The following is a 13,536-nucleotide window of genomic DNA, read 5'->3' as shown; positions in this document are numbered from 1 at the left end:
GAGGCGGCTGTTCTTTTGGACAAAATATAAACAACTAGTTAGTTTTAAAGAAAGGCAGGAGTGATGTTATGACCGCAATGATTCAGACGGAACGGTTAACGAAGCATTTTGGCAGCAATCATGCTGTGAATGGACTGTCGCTGGAGGTGAACCAGGGCGAAATCTACGGCTTCCTGGGACTGAACGGTGCCGGCAAAACAACAACCATCCGCATGCTGCTGGGCATGATCCGCCCTGATTCGGGGTCCTCCTATGTATTCGGACAGCGGGTGGATGCGGGCAGCCATAAGCTGTGGGCGAATGTAGGGTACATGGTCGAGACGCCCTACTCCTACCCTGAGCTGACCGTCCGCGAGAATCTGGAGATTATCCGCAGGCTGCGGAGTATTCCTGACCGCAAGGCCATTGACAGCATCATCGATAAGCTTCAGCTTACCGCTTACCGGGACCGCAAGGCAGGGACGCTCTCCCTCGGCAACGGGCAGCGGCTGGGTCTCGCCAAGGCCATGCTGCATCATCCGCAGGTGCTGATACTGGATGAGCCGACGAACGGGCTTGATCCGGCCGGGATTGTAGAGGTGCGGGAGCTGCTCCGGGAGCTTGCACTTCAGCACGGTGTAACGATTTTTATCTCCAGCCATATTCTCGGTGAGGTCTCCAGGCTGACGACGCGGATTGGCATCGTGCATCAGGGCCGGCTGCTGCAGGAGGCGGATGTGAAGGAGCTGCAGCATCTGCTCCGCAAGCGCCTGCTTGTGCAGACCCGGGACACGGCCAGTGCCCGGAAGAGGCTGATTCAGGCCGGATATGCTGTGCAGGAAGCCGGAGAGGGAACGCTGCTGCTTGCCGATGAACGTGCTATCGCGAACCCGGACCATATCTCCAAGCTGCTTGTGTATGCGGATATGCCGCCCACGCTGATTCAGGTGGAGGAAGAGGATTTGGAGGCTTATTTTCTAAGAATGATTGAGGCTGAAGGAGGAAAGAAAGGATGAATCAATGGATATCAGCCTTGGGGGTAGAGGTGCTGAAGCTTCGCCGTTCCAGGCTGTTCTGGATCTCGCTTGCCGCCAGTATGATGGTGCCGGTCATGATCGGGCTGGTCTTCTCGGGAACGATTGGCTCCCAGAGCAGCTTCGAGGGTGAGATCAATATGGCGGGACTCCTGAAGGAGCTGGGTATTGTGATCTCTATGGGGGGCCTCATCGGATTCGGATTTGTGTTCAGCTGGATCTTCGGCCGGGAATATTCCGACCGCACGCTCAAGGATCTGCTGGCCCTGCCGCTGTCCAGATACGGGGTGGCCGCCGCCAAGCTGCTTGTTGCCGCTGTCCTCAGCATGGGGCTGGCGCTAATGGTGTTCATCGTCGGCTGCCTAACAGCAAGGATTGTCGGCTTGGATGGATGGAGCCTGGAGGTCATTCTTCATGGCTTCGGACGTTACGCGGAGGTCAGTCTCATGGTGATCTGCCTGAGCATACCTGTGGCGTGGATGGCTTGTATCGGCCGTGGTTATATGACTCCGCTAGGTGTGGTTCTGCTGACCATTGTAGTTGCCCAGTTCGGCGGGGCGCTCGGCATTGTGGAATATATTCCATGGGCCATTCCCGGATTGTTCAGCGGCGCTTCGGGGGAGGAGAGCTCCCATCTGGAGGCGATTAGCCGTATACTTCCGTATCTCACCGGCGGCATTGGCGTAATAGGTACTCTTGCCTGGTGGCGTTATGCCGACCAGACATAGATCAGGCGGACTTTTAGAAGGTTATCAATACGTATCAATGGAGGGGAATTAATATGGAGAAAATACCAAAGGGAACCGTACTAATCATGGCTATTCTAATTATCGGGACTATGCTCGGGCTGCTGAATCAATCTTCACTGAATACAGCACTGCCGAACATTATGGGCGATTTCCAGGTGTCCACGAGTACTGCCCAATGGCTGACAACGGCTTTTGCACTGGTTACAGGCATTGTGGTTCCAATTACGGCTTTTCTGATTCAGAGGTTTACAACCAAGCAGGTCTTCGTCTTTGCCATGGGTATGCTGACTGCGGGAACGCTCCTGTGTGCGGTCTCGCCGAATTTCGGACTGCTGCTCACCGGAAGAATCGTGCAGGCCGTCGGAGTGGGCATCATGCTTCCCCTGGTGCAGACGTTAACGTTCATCCTGATCCCGGTTGCCAAGCGGGGGTTCACGATGGGGATGATCGGGCTTGCAGTTAATTTCGCCCCGGCCATCGGACCTGTATTGAACGGGTGGCTGGTAGAGGATCATTCCTGGCGTTTGCTGTTCTATATTCTGGCTCCATACTCGCTGCTAATCACCGTCATTGGAGTCTTTCTCGTTAAGAATGTTACCCCGCAGGTGAAAAGCAAGGTGGATGCGTTATCCATGACGTTATCCTCGCTTGGCTTCGGCGGCGTATTATACGGATTCAGCGTCTCCGGCAGCAGAGGTTGGGGAAGCACGGAGGTGCTGATCTCCCTGGCGGCCGGGTTCATTGCGCTGGGCCTGTTCGTCTGGCGGCAATTGACCATGGAGAATCCTCTGCTGGAGCTGCGGGTATTCACCAGTCCTGCTTTTACTATGGCTACAGTGATCAGTATGATTCTGATGATTATCATGCTGAGTGCCCAGCTGCTGCTGCCTATTTACATGCAGACCATGCTTGGTTATACCGCGCTCAAGTCAGGTCTCATGCTGCTTCCCGGTGCGATTCTCATCTGTATTATGTCGCCCATAGCGGGCAGGCTATTCGATAAAATTGGTGCCCGGACGATGGTTATCACCGGACTCGGCTTGACGGTCCTCTCTGCCTTGCTGTTCTCGAATCTGACAGAGCATACGACCTATACGTTCCTGATGGTCGGCTACTCTCTGCGGATGGTCGGCGTCAGCCTGACCTTGCTGCCGGTCATCACCAGCGGGATGAATTCCCTCCCGCCTGCCCTGATCCGGCATGGGATTCCCGTGAATACCACGCTGCGGACCGTCGCCGGTTCCATCGGAACAGCGCTGCTTGTCACCATAATGACCCATAGCGGTGGCGGCCAGAAACAAACGGGAGATGTCCACAGCTTAATTCACGGGATGAATGTGGCTTCTATGGTAACGACAGGAGCCGCAGTAGCTGCGCTGATCCTGGCCTTCTTCATCAAACGCAAGGAAGCCCCTGCCGAGATTCCGGCGAAGGGCGTTGCTGTGAAATAACCAATGGTGTAATAGGGATAGGATAGTCTAGGCTTAATAAAATACTTTCTGCTGCAAGAGATCGAGCGCCTGCTCGATCTCTTTGCGTTCTGCAGCCGTTATACCCGCAATACGCTGCTCGAACCGGACGGCGATCTGCTGAAAGGCTTCGTTCATCAGCGCTTCGCCTGCGGCAGAGAGCATAATACCCTGCTTGCGCCGGTCATCCGGGTCGGTGATCCGGGTACAGACGCCCTTTTGGCTGAGCTTTTTCACTTCACGGCTCGTATTGGGCATCGACATCTGCATACAGTCACTGACCTCGCTGAGTGTTACCGGCTGGCTGACGGCGATGTATTCGAGAATTTTATATTGCAGCGGCGTTAAGGCCTCTGATTTCACATCTTTGGTAATATCGTTTGTTATTTGATGGACGGCAGCACTGAAGGCTACGAATTTCTGGAACAGCTGGTTGTTGTCCATAAGATCACCTCAGAGGAAAACATACCAAATTAATTATCAAAAAACAATTATCATTTGACAACTAAATTAAAACTATGCTATGTTTTTGTTATCAAATGATAACTAAAGGGGATACACTGATGAACACACTCGTTATTTATACACATCCGAACCACCGCAGTCTCAGCTATGCCTTTCTGCAGGAAGTGCTGCGCGGCAGCAAGGAGAATACGAAGATTAACGAAGTCAAAGTGCTTGATTTGTATGAGGCCGGATTTGATCCGGTGCTGGTGTTTAATGAGAATAAGCGCAGACGCGATATGTACCGTGATCCGGAGCTTGAGGAATACAGGGAACAGCTGCTGTGGGCCGATCAGATTGTGCTGGTCTATCCGATCTGGTGGGGAAGACCGCCGGCGATGCTGATGGGGTACATTGACCGCATGTTCGCTTCAGGCTTCGCGTACCGCGATAAGGGAGGACTATTGCCGGAAGGGCTGCTCAAGGGGAAGAGCGTTATCTGCATCTCCAGCATGAAGGGGCCGGCCCACTATCCGCTGCTGTGGCTGAATAACTCCCACAAGGCGCTGATGCGCAAAGCCCTATTTAATTTTGTGGGCATCCGCAAGGTGAAGTTCTTCGAGTTCGGCAGCATGGAGAGTCCGAAGGGCAAGCAGAGCCGTAAGCTGGAGCAGATTTACCGCTATTTCAAGACGGTAGGCTGAATGGGGTCCCGTCTATAATTTCCTTGTCCGCAGCTGCACCTGACTCAGATTGCTGCTCTACGACCCAGTCGATGATTTTGCGGGCGATGCTGACCGGCGGCGGAATAACGGGTAATTGATCTGTAGGGAACCATGCGGCATGATCAAGCTCTTCGCCGTCGACCGTTATTTCCCCGCTCTCATACTCTGCAAGGAAGCCGACCATCAGGGAATTGGGAAAAGGCCACTGCTGGCTGCCGAAATAGGTTATATTCTTGACCTTCAGGCCGACCTCTTCCATAGTCTCACGCCGCACACAATCCTCCAGAGTCTCACCCGGCTCGACAAAGCCGGCAATCAGCCCGTACATCCCGTTCTGGAAATGCGGAGCATGGGCGAGCAGAAGCTGATTATCTTTCAGAATTGCTGTAATGACGGCAGGCGCAAGCTGCGGGTAACTAACCAGCCCGCACTGCGGGCAGATCCGGGACCGTTCCGTCAGAGAGTGGGCGGTCTCGGTTCCGCAACGGCCGCAGAACCGGTGATTGCCGTCCCAGACCAGCAGCTGGAGCGCTTTCCCGGCAAGATGGAACAGGTCTTCCTCCAGCACCTCATATAAGGAGCGCAGCGGACGGAAAGCGAGGCCCGGCGGCTCGGGAGCTTCCGCGCTTACCTCTGAGGCGTAGCAGGGGAGACCCGCGAAGGTGCCAAGGTAGAGTATGCGCAGCGGCGTAACCGCCAGCTGTTCAAGGGAGCGGGCCATAGGGATGCCGGGAGGGGAGGAAGGCTCCGTAACAAGCAGCTTGCCGGATTGGAAGATGAACTGGCAGGCCTCGCCGGTGAATTCAGATTCCGGAGTCAATCCCGGAACATAGCGTGTATAGATGCTTTCTCTCTGTTTCTCCATTATGCAGAACCTTTCTGAAAGGGAATTTGTCTATTAAGAATAGCATGATAAGGGAATGCTAACCATTCAGCGTTATGCGCATCCCATACCTGTCATCAGCTGATGAAACAATCCATTTGACATTCCGTCAACATGTAACTACAATGGTTACAGGAGAGCGAATCACCTATGTTTACGGGAAATAACAACTGCTATTCAAATAAAAGATACTCATAATGGAGGAATTGAAATGAAAATCGCATTAACAGGAGCAACGGGTCAATTTGGTTCCATCGCAGCAGAGACCTTACTCAAGACCGTACCGGCTGAGAATATTGTAGCCAGTGTCAGAAACCCGGAGAAGGCAGCTGAGCTGCAAGCACGCGGAGTCGATGTCCGTCATGGCGATTTTGATCAGCCGGAGACGCTGGATGCAGCCTTTGCCGGAGTAGAGCGTCTGCTGATTGTCTCGGCAGACGGTGACAATGATACACGTATCCGCCAGCATAAGGCCGCTGTGGATGCCGCTGTCCGTGCGGGTGTAGGCTTCATCGTCTATACCAGCGTAGGCGATGCCGATAACAGCTCCCTGTTCCTGGCACCGGTACACCGTGCTACCGAAGAGTTCATCCGTGAATCCGGCATTCCTTATGCCTTCCTGCGCAATAACTGGTATCTGGAGAATGAAGCCAGCTCCATTCAGGCCGTGAAAGCCGGCGCACCTTGGTTGACCTCCGCGGAAGACGGCAAGGTGGGCTGGGCCACACGCAGCGATTATGCCCAGGCGGCTGCTGCGGTTCTGGCCGGTGAAGGCCGTGAGAATGTCATTTACGAATTGTCCGGCAAGCCGCTCACCCAGGCTGAACTGGCAGCCGTGATTGGTGAGGTGCTCGGGCAAGAGGTTAACGTACAGCAAGTAGATGACGCTACTTATGCGAAGATCATGGCCGGTGCAGGCGTACCGGAAGCTGCGCTGCCGATTGTAGTTGCCATCCAAGGCGCGATCCGCGACGGTGCACTGAATATCGAGAGCGGTGACCTGGAGAAGCTGCTGAACCGTCCGCTTACACCGCTTAGTGAAGGTGTACGCCAGCTTTTGGCCTAATCTCCTATCCCGGCATAGCAGCCTATGATGCCTATTTTCAAAAAATTCCCCACTTGCTAAATTTAGCGTGTGGGGATTTTTTTTGATCTATGGGTGATCCATACCTGAACTGTCCGCGTAACACTCATAACACTAACCTAAGGAGTGAAGCGAGATGACAATGAAGAAATGGATCGTTCCCATGTTAAGCATGACCTTGCTGATGCCGACAATGGCGGGTGCAGCGTCGCCGGCTGCTACAGCAGTGAAGGCATCGGTCAACACACCGGCAGCTGAACTGAGAGCCGGACTGGATTATTTGCTCTCCGAGCATTTCACCCTGGCGGTAACGGCCATGACCAAAGCCTATGACGGAACACCGGATGCGGCGGCCGCCTACAAGGCGCTTGATCAGAACGCACTCGATATGCAGCCGGCTATTGCTTCGCTGTATGGCGATGCAGGCGCAGCTGAATTCGAAAGAATCTTCCGCGCCCATAATCAGTACACAGATGAGCTTGTGAAGGCAACGAAGAACAAGGATGCAGCCGCAATTCAAATGGCAGAAGATAAAGTAAGCGGCTTTGTAGACGAATTCGGCAATTTCCTCGGCGCGGCGACAGAGGGCAAGCTTCCGGCAGCCGCAGCGAAGCAGGTCATCCGCAGTCACGAGGATCATGTCCAGGAGGTATTCGAGGATTATGCAGCGGGTGATTACCAGGGCGCCTATGAGGCTTACCGTAAAGGCTACGCTGAAATGTTCGGCATCAGTAAGGCATTGTCGAGCGCAATCGTTGTCCAGATGCCTGCCAAATTTGAAAGCACCAAGGCCGATACCAAAGCAGCTGATCTGAGATCCGCACTCAATCAATTGGCCGGCGAGCATTTCGCCCTGTCGGTTCTGCAAATGCAGGAGCAGTATGAGGGAAGAGCCGCTTCAGATGCGCTGATCCGCGCGGAAGCCATGAACACGGCTGACTTCAAAGCAGCCATTGCCTCCATCTATGGGGCAGAGGGTGCAGCGGCATTCGAGCAAATCTGGGTAACGAACCATGTCAACGCGCAAGCTGATTTTGTATCGGCAGTCAAAATTAAAGATGCAGCAGCCAAAGCCGCAGTAGAGGCACGTATCGCCGGATTCACTGCTGAATTCGCCGCGTTCCTTGATTCGGCAACCGCAGGCAACCTGCCTAAGGCAGCAGGCCAAGCCGCACTGACAACCCACGAGAATCAGGTACAGCAGGTGCTTACGCAGTATGCAGCGGGCGATTACACCGCTTCTTACCAGACGAGCCGCGAGGGCTACAAGACCATGTTCAGTGTCGGACAAGCGCTGGGCAATGCGATTGTAACGCAGTATAACGGCAAGTTCCAGGAAGCAGCAGTGCCCGCAGCACCAGCTGATCCTACAGCGATGATGCAGGTCTGGATGCAGGTAGGCAGCAGCGTCCTGAACATTAATGGCACCGTAACGCAAATGGATACAGAGCCCTTCATCTGGAGCGGCATGACCTACATTCCGCTTCGTTACCTGAGCGAAGGCATCGGGGCTGAAGTGAAATGGGATAAAGGGGCGCAGCAGGTCACGATTAAGGCAGGCAGCGACACACTGGTATTCTGGATGAACAAGGACTTCATGGAGGTCAACGGGATGAGACAATCTGTTGGCGCCAAAGTATTTGTGAACGACGACAACAGAACAGTCGTACCTCTCCGCTTTATTACGGAGCTGCTTGGCTGGGATGTACAATGGGGTGGAGATAAATCCATCACGCTAACTAAAAGCATGTAGGGTGAGGCCATAAACCCTTCAGCCTAACCGTAGAATCCCCGCAAACGGAGCACTTGAACAGTGCCCGCTTGCGGTTTTTTTTCGTGCGAAATCCATTTTTTACATTGACAACCTGTCCAGGCAACTATATATTTATCGATAATGATTCTCATTATCGTATAAAGTTGCACAATGTTATTTGGGATGAGGGGTCACTCCGCCGTTTAGTCAGCAGCAGAACAACAAAAATACATTATAAGATAAGGAAGGGTCCACACGCATGAACACAACAAGAAGGTTCTCTTTGAAAACATTATTAATTCCATTTGCACTTACTATAGCGCTGGTTGGATGCTCGAATCAGGAGTCTAATTCAGCCGCTTCACCATCTCCGGCTGCAACTGCTGCGGCATCTGCTGAAGCGGCTGCTACAGAAGCACCAGCCTCCCAGGATGCTACGCAGTATCCGATTACCATCAAGCATGCGCTTGGTGAAGCTGTACTTGAGAGCAAGCCTGAACGCGTAGTGACCATTCAATGGGCGAACCATGACGTGGCTCTCGCGCTTGGCGTTGTACCTGTAGGCTTCTCGGCAGCGAACTTCGGCGTTCAGGATGACAGCGGACTGTTGCCCTGGACAGCAGATAAGCTGAAGGAGCTTAATGTAACCGATCCGAATGTGTTCCAGGATACCGACGGTCTTGATTTCGAGGCCATCTCGGATGCAGACCCGGATGTCATTCTGGCCGCATACTCCGGAATTACACAGGAAGACTATGATACGCTTAGCCAGATCGCTCCGGTAGTCGCTTATCCGACGGCTCCTTGGGCAACCACCTGGCGCGAGCAGGTCCTGTTAAATGCAGAAGGGATGGGCATGAAGGCAGAAGGGGAGCAGCTGATCAAGGACACCGAAGCCCTGGTTAACGAAAAGGCGGGCAAATATCCGCAGATTAACGGTAAAAAAGTGGTTTGGGTTAACTTCTCCGCTGAGGACCTGTCCAAACTGCATATTTATACGCCTGTGGATTCCCGTGTCTCGTTCCTGTATGAGCTGGGAATGGTTTATCCGGAAAGCATTACCTCCCAGATTACGGACCCTACCAGCTACTCTTTGAGCTTAAGCGCAGAGAATGTGGAAGCCCTGTACGATGCTGATCTTATCGTCGGATATGGGAATGACGAATTGCTCAAGACACTTCAGGCAGATTCGCTGCTGGGCAAAATCCCTGCCATTGAAAGAGGTTCGGTTGCCTTCATCGACAGTGATACACCGCTGGTAGCTGCCGGAACGCCTAACCCGCTGTCTATTGCATACACGATTGATGAATACCTTGCCTTAATTGGAGGAGCTATTGATAAAATAAATGAATAGTTCACCGCTTTCGGACGATAAACAGCTAAAATTGCATATCCCGAAGAACTTTACCCCGGTCCTGATGAGTTGCCTGGTATTGCTTGTCTTGTGCGTGATAGCCTCCCTTGTACTGGGAGCGCGTCACGTGGGGTGGAATGAACTGATCGATGGTTTATTTCATCCGGAGGTGGACAGCTATGGGGCAAACGTAGTCCGCAAGCGGATTTCCCGGACGGTATTCAGTTTAATGTGCGGCGGGGCACTCGGAGTATCGGGAGCGCTGATGCAGGCGGTTACCCGCAATCCGATTGCCGACCCGAGCATACTGGGAGTGAACACGGGGGCATCCTTGTTTGTGGTTTGCGGAATTGCATTCTTGAACATAAGCTCCGCGAACCAATATATATGGTTAGCTCTGGCCGGAGCTGCGATTACTGCTGTATTCGTATTCGGAATCGGCTCAATGGGACGTGGCGGAGCCACGCCCATTAAGCTCGTTCTGGCGGGTGCTGCCATAAGCGCTGCCTTATCTTCTCTGGTCACAGCCATCATGATTCCGCGTTCTTATGTTATGGACCAGTTCCGGTTCTGGCAGGTGGGGAGCGTCGGCTCGGGAACCTGGAGCAGCATTACGACATTTATCCCGTTCCTGCTCGCAGGTATGCTGATCGCGTTCATTACGGCCCCGGCCCTGAATGCGCTGGCACTGGGCGATGATGTGGCGACGGGTCTGGGTGTGCGGACAGGCACACTGCGGCTCATTGCGGCGCTTGCAGGTGTTCTGTTATGCGGTGCCGTTACGGCCCTGGCCGGGCCGATCGGCTTCATCGGCTTGTTATCAACTCACGTCATACGTCTTATCCTTGGATCAGACCTGCGTTTCGTTATCCCTATGTCAGCGGTTACCGGAGCCATTATTCTGACGATATCGGATGTAGGCGGCAGGCTTATTGGAAGCCCCGGGGAGCTTGAAGTCGGTGTAGTTACAGCGTTTGTAGGGGCACCGATCCTAATTCTATTAGCGATGAAATCGAAAGTGCGGTCATTATGACAAATCAGGCGATTGAATATATTATTGCAGGCAGACGCCGCAGACACCGCCGGGGCATACTGGTGACCAGCCTCCTCGCAGTACTTGCACTTATTCTGTGCTGCGCGATGCTTCTGCTCGGGAACACGATCTATCCGGTGACAGATGTCATCCGGGCGCTCTCCGGAGAGGAGCTCAAGGGAGTCTCTTTCGCGGTGAATATTATCCGGCTGCCGCGGATGCTGGCGGGACTGTTCGCCGGATTTGCCTTTGGCATTGCCGGGTACACCTTCCAGACCATGCTGCGTAACCCGCTTGCGAACCCGAATGTGATTGGCATTACGTCCGGCTCAAGCGCAGCTGCGGTGTACTGCATCGTCATACTTCACGCAAGCGGAGCAGTGATATCCCTTGCTTCGGTAATTGCCGGTCTGGCCACGGTGCTGCTGATTTATGTACTATCCAGAGGGAAGACCTTCTCCATCGGGCGGCTGATCCTGATCGGGATCGGCTTGCAGGCTATGCTGGATGCTGTAATCTCCTATCTGCTGCTGATCAGCTCCGAGAAAGACGTTCCCTCAGCCATCAGATGGCTGACCGGCAGTCTCAACGGCTCGCAAATGCGCGAGCTTCCGCCGCTGGTGATCATCGTAATCATCTGTACGCCAATCATCATCCTGCTGGGTAAGCATCTGAGTATATTGGAGCTTGGAGAACAATCGGCCACCTCGCTCGGCGTAAGCACAGATAAGACAAGAATTGCGCTGATTGTCAGTTCTGTCTGTATGGTTGCGATTGCTACGGCTACTACAGGACCGATTGCCTTTGTCTCCTTCCTGTCGGGGCCGATTGCCAAAAGACTGGTTGGAACAGGCTCCTCGAATATCCTTCCGGCGGGTCTTGTCGGAGTTAATTTGGTGCTGGCGTCCGATCTCATCGGACAATTTGCTTTTGAGTACAGATTCCCTGTAGGCATCATTACCGGATTACTCGGAGCGCCATATCTGATCTTCCTGTTAATCCGGATGAATCGAAAGGGAGAGTTATAATGAACAAGGCACATCATTTCGGGGCCGAGCAGCTCGTAGCGGGCTATGAGAATAAGACGGTTATCCACGGTATAGACCTGGTGATTCCTGATCATAAAATAAGTGTGATTATCGGCTCGAACGGCTGCGGCAAGTCCACGCTGCTCAAAACAATGGCCAGACTTATCAAGCCTGCCTCGGGTAAGGTTACCCTCGACGGCAAGCCGATCTCCAAAATGCCCGCCAAACCATTGGCCCGCGTAATTGGGCTCCTGCCGCAGTCTCCGATTGTTCCGGAAGGAATCTCTGTCGCCGACTTGGTGGGACGGGGCAGATTTCCGCATCAGTCCCTGCTTGGCGGATGGTCCAGGAAGGATTATGAGGCCGTTGCCGAAGCGATGGAGATTATGAATATCACCGAGTTCGCCAATCATAATATTGATGAGCTCTCCGGCGGACAGCAGCAGCGCGTCTGGATCGCCATGGCGCTGGCCCAGCAGACAGACATCCTGTTTCTCGATGAACCGACGACCTTCCTGGATATTACCTATCAGGTTGAGATTCTCGATCTGCTCACCGACCTGAACCGCAAGCACGGAACGACAATTGTAATGGTGCTGCATGATATCAACCTGTCCGCGCGGTATGCCGACCATATTTTTGCGCTTCACACGGGTAAGCTTGTCGCTGCCGGTACGCCTGCAGAGGTGATTACAAGCACGCGGGTCAAAGAGATCTTCGGGCTGGATTGCACGGTAATCGCAGACCCTGTCTCGGGCTCTCCGCTGGTCGTACCCAGAGGACGGTATCATGATAAGCAGGCGAATGCTCTAAAGTAAGGGACTGGCAGGCCTCACATCCCTGGCAGGTCCCCGTTTCATACCAAGCTGTCCGACCGGTCAAACCGGAGGACAGCTTTTTGTGTATCCTTCCCCTTGTAGCCGTAAGACCGTTCCCTTATCATGAGAATGAAACAGGCAACGGGAATTGAATCTGAACTATTGTAGGTGATCCTATCAAAATTTCCATCGAGCAAATCAGCAGGGAGCAAGAAGAGGAGATCCGCATCCGGTGCCATGAAGTCGATGAAGAGATTTCTGAAATCGTAAATAAGCTGAAGACAGAAACCCTGATCATCCTGGGATATCGGGAGGACCGGCTCAGCCGTATCAAGCTCAGTGATATCTATTATTTTGAAGCCGTGGACGGCAAAGTATTTGTCTACAGCGAGAACCAGGTCCATGAAGTGAAGCAGAAGCTGTATGAACTGGAGGAGCTATGCAGAGACAAGAACTGCTTCCGCGCCTCCAAATCTACGATTCTAAACATCGCCAAGATTGCCAGTGTGCGTCCGTCCCTCAGCGGCCGGTTCACAGCTTTGCTTGATAACGGGGAACGTGTAGTGATATCAAGACAGTATGTGCCGGCACTCAAACAAAGACTTGGATTATAGGGGGAGGGATCACAGCATGAAGTTATCTGAATTTGTCAAAGACATCATCCGCGATTTTCTGATCACCTTCGCATCCATCATGATTATCATTACAGTGCTGCGGCAGATGTATATCCCGGAGCTCGCATTTGACCTGATATCGATCTATACGATTATGGGCTTTTCCCTGCTTGGGGCATTAACGGGAATCATCTGGTACACTCCACATGAGATAAGCGAGCGGGCCATGCGTGTTAGAATCGTTGTTCATTTTCTCACCCTGGAGATTCTGTTGATCTCCCTTGCCAGCCTGATCGGAGTTGTGACTGGTGTGCCCGGCGCACTCCTTCTTGCACTCCAAATTGCCGTGGTATATGCCGTAGTCCGCGTGCTGTCTTATGGGAAGGATAAGAAGGAAGCAGAGCAAATTAACGAGAGACTTAAGGCTGTTAAGCAAGAAATTCACGAATAATCCCGGAGCCAGTGCCCCACTTTGTGGGGTTATTCTGCATCTTATTGCCCTGTAGCTACAGCTTACCGTAAATCTATATACACCCTTTTCGCAGTTTTTTATGATGAGTTCATAACTT

At 53.0% G+C, this 13,536-nt stretch carries 15 protein-coding genes; 12 read left to right on the top strand and 3 right to left on the bottom strand.

The features are described 5' to 3' along the window. Nucleotides 1–68: 68 nt before the first annotated feature. From P40081_RS35045 to P40081_RS35035, 3 genes are read left to right on the top strand one after another with little or no spacing between them, the layout of a single operon-like run. Complete coding sequence (locus P40081_RS35045; RefSeq protein WP_042140452.1) at nucleotides 69–995, top strand: ABC transporter ATP-binding protein; 927 nt, start codon at nucleotides 69–71, stop codon at nucleotides 993–995. Continuing rightward, nucleotides 992–1,741, top strand: coding sequence for an ABC transporter permease (locus P40081_RS35040; protein WP_052422158.1), 750 nt, complete (start codon nucleotides 992–994; stop codon nucleotides 1,739–1,741). Before P40081_RS35045 ends, P40081_RS35040 begins: the two co-directional genes overlap by 4 nt. 53 nt (nucleotides 1,742–1,794) lie before the next feature. Next, nucleotides 1,795–3,213 (top strand): DHA2 family efflux MFS transporter permease subunit, encoded by a 1,419-nt coding sequence (locus P40081_RS35035; protein WP_042140451.1) that lies wholly within the window; start codon nucleotides 1,795–1,797, stop codon nucleotides 3,211–3,213. Nucleotides 3,214–3,246: 33 nt separating this feature from the next. Here the strand turns inward: P40081_RS35035 and P40081_RS35030 are convergent, their stop codons facing one another. Then, a complete protein-coding gene (locus P40081_RS35030) occupies nucleotides 3,247–3,675 on the bottom strand; it encodes a MarR family winged helix-turn-helix transcriptional regulator (protein ID WP_042140450.1) in 429 nt (142 codons plus the stop codon). 119 nt (nucleotides 3,676–3,794) lie between these two features. Between P40081_RS35030 and P40081_RS35025 the strand changes: the two genes are divergently transcribed. Beyond that, complete coding sequence (locus tag P40081_RS35025; protein ID WP_042140449.1) at nucleotides 3,795–4,379, top strand: NAD(P)H-dependent oxidoreductase; 585 nt, start codon at nucleotides 3,795–3,797, stop codon at nucleotides 4,377–4,379. Here P40081_RS35025 and nudC read toward each other — a convergent pair. Continuing rightward, a complete protein-coding gene (gene nudC, locus P40081_RS35020) occupies nucleotides 4,363–5,265 on the bottom strand; it encodes an NAD(+) diphosphatase (RefSeq protein ID WP_081970353.1) in 903 nt (300 codons plus the stop codon). The two genes, P40081_RS35025 and nudC, sit on opposite strands and share 17 nt — an antisense overlap. Nucleotides 5,266–5,494: 229 nt before the next feature. On the opposite strand from nudC, the gene P40081_RS35015 reads away from it, so the two are divergent. From P40081_RS35015 to P40081_RS34990, 6 genes are all read left to right on the top strand, one after another. Beyond that, complete coding sequence (locus P40081_RS35015) at nucleotides 5,495–6,349, top strand: SDR family oxidoreductase (RefSeq protein WP_042140448.1); 855 nt, start codon at nucleotides 5,495–5,497, stop codon at nucleotides 6,347–6,349. Between the two features lie 154 nt (nucleotides 6,350–6,503). Next, a complete protein-coding gene (locus P40081_RS35010; protein ID WP_042140447.1) occupies nucleotides 6,504–8,120 on the top strand; it encodes a copper amine oxidase N-terminal domain-containing protein in 1,617 nt (538 codons plus the stop codon). Between the two features lie 259 nt (nucleotides 8,121–8,379). Then, entirely contained in the window at nucleotides 8,380–9,474 is a 1,095-nt protein-coding gene (locus tag P40081_RS35005; RefSeq protein WP_042140446.1) for an iron-siderophore ABC transporter substrate-binding protein, read from the top strand. Then, on the top strand, nucleotides 9,467–10,507 hold the full coding sequence (locus tag P40081_RS35000) for a FecCD family ABC transporter permease (protein ID WP_042140445.1): 1,041 nt from the start codon (nucleotides 9,467–9,469) through the stop codon (nucleotides 10,505–10,507). Before P40081_RS35005 ends, P40081_RS35000 begins: the two co-directional genes overlap by 8 nt. Beyond that, nucleotides 10,504–11,535 (top strand): FecCD family ABC transporter permease, encoded by a 1,032-nt coding sequence (locus P40081_RS34995; protein WP_042140444.1) that lies wholly within the window; start codon nucleotides 10,504–10,506, stop codon nucleotides 11,533–11,535. The genes P40081_RS35000 and P40081_RS34995 overlap by 4 nt, the downstream gene beginning before the upstream one ends. Continuing rightward, on the top strand, nucleotides 11,535–12,353 hold the full coding sequence (locus P40081_RS34990; RefSeq protein ID WP_042140443.1) for an ABC transporter ATP-binding protein: 819 nt from the start codon (nucleotides 11,535–11,537) through the stop codon (nucleotides 12,351–12,353). The genes P40081_RS34995 and P40081_RS34990 overlap by 1 nt, the downstream gene beginning before the upstream one ends. A gap of 38 nt (nucleotides 12,354–12,391) precedes the next feature. Here P40081_RS34990 and P40081_RS39655 read toward each other — a convergent pair whose 3' ends face one another. Then, a complete protein-coding gene (locus tag P40081_RS39655; RefSeq protein ID WP_042140442.1) occupies nucleotides 12,392–12,757 on the bottom strand; it encodes a hypothetical protein in 366 nt (121 codons plus the stop codon). On the opposite strand from P40081_RS39655, the gene P40081_RS39650 reads away from it, so the two are divergent. Next, the gene (locus P40081_RS39650; protein WP_231575254.1) at nucleotides 12,716–12,967 is read left to right on the top strand and encodes a LytTR family DNA-binding domain-containing protein; all 252 of its coding nucleotides are present in this window, start codon (nucleotides 12,716–12,718) and stop codon (nucleotides 12,965–12,967) included. The two genes, P40081_RS39655 and P40081_RS39650, sit on opposite strands and share 42 nt — an antisense overlap. Before the next feature lie 16 nt (nucleotides 12,968–12,983). Next, nucleotides 12,984–13,418 carry a DUF3021 family protein gene (locus P40081_RS34980; protein ID WP_042140441.1) on the top strand — a complete coding sequence of 145 codons (435 nt, stop codon included), beginning with the start codon at nucleotides 12,984–12,986 and terminating at the stop codon, nucleotides 13,416–13,418. The last annotated feature ends 118 nt before the right edge of the window (nucleotides 13,419–13,536 follow it).

Origin of the sequence: Paenibacillus sp. FSL P4-0081 (assembly GCF_000758565.1) — a bacterium.
GTDB classification, from domain to species: domain Bacteria; phylum Bacillota; class Bacilli; order Paenibacillales; family Paenibacillaceae; genus Paenibacillus_AQ; species Paenibacillus_AQ phytohabitans.
Note: the sequence above shows the minus strand (reverse complement) of the source record. Positions and strands in the feature narration are given on the sequence as shown.

Excerpts from the sequence above, each read along its gene's own strand:
- P40081_RS35030 (WP_042140450.1), bottom strand. The coding sequence starts at position 3,675 with ATGGACAACAACCAGCTGTTCCAGAAATTCGTAGCCTTCAGTGCTGCC.
- P40081_RS39655 (WP_042140442.1), bottom strand. The coding sequence starts at position 12,757 with ATGGACCTGGTTCTCGCTGTAGACAAATACTTTGCCGTCCACGGCTTC.
- P40081_RS35005 (WP_042140446.1), top strand. The coding sequence starts at position 8,380 with ATGAACACAACAAGAAGGTTCTCTTTGAAAACATTATTAATTCCATTT.
- P40081_RS34995 (WP_042140444.1), top strand. The coding sequence starts at position 10,504 with ATGACAAATCAGGCGATTGAATATATTATTGCAGGCAGACGCCGCAGA.
- P40081_RS35035 (WP_042140451.1), top strand. The coding sequence starts at position 1,795 with ATGGAGAAAATACCAAAGGGAACCGTACTAATCATGGCTATTCTAATT.
- P40081_RS35010 (WP_042140447.1), top strand. The coding sequence starts at position 6,504 with ATGACAATGAAGAAATGGATCGTTCCCATGTTAAGCATGACCTTGCTG.
- P40081_RS34980 (WP_042140441.1), top strand. The coding sequence starts at position 12,984 with ATGAAGTTATCTGAATTTGTCAAAGACATCATCCGCGATTTTCTGATC.
- P40081_RS35025 (WP_042140449.1), top strand. The coding sequence starts at position 3,795 with ATGAACACACTCGTTATTTATACACATCCGAACCACCGCAGTCTCAGC.
- P40081_RS35040 (WP_052422158.1), top strand. The coding sequence starts at position 992 with ATGAATCAATGGATATCAGCCTTGGGGGTAGAGGTGCTGAAGCTTCGC.
- P40081_RS34990 (WP_042140443.1), top strand. The coding sequence starts at position 11,535 with ATGAACAAGGCACATCATTTCGGGGCCGAGCAGCTCGTAGCGGGCTAT.
- P40081_RS35015 (WP_042140448.1), top strand. The coding sequence starts at position 5,495 with ATGAAAATCGCATTAACAGGAGCAACGGGTCAATTTGGTTCCATCGCA.
- P40081_RS35000 (WP_042140445.1), top strand. The coding sequence starts at position 9,467 with ATGAATAGTTCACCGCTTTCGGACGATAAACAGCTAAAATTGCATATC.
- nudC (WP_081970353.1), bottom strand. The coding sequence starts at position 5,265 with ATGGAGAAACAGAGAGAAAGCATCTATACACGCTATGTTCCGGGATTG.
- P40081_RS35045 (WP_042140452.1), top strand. The coding sequence starts at position 69 with ATGACCGCAATGATTCAGACGGAACGGTTAACGAAGCATTTTGGCAGC.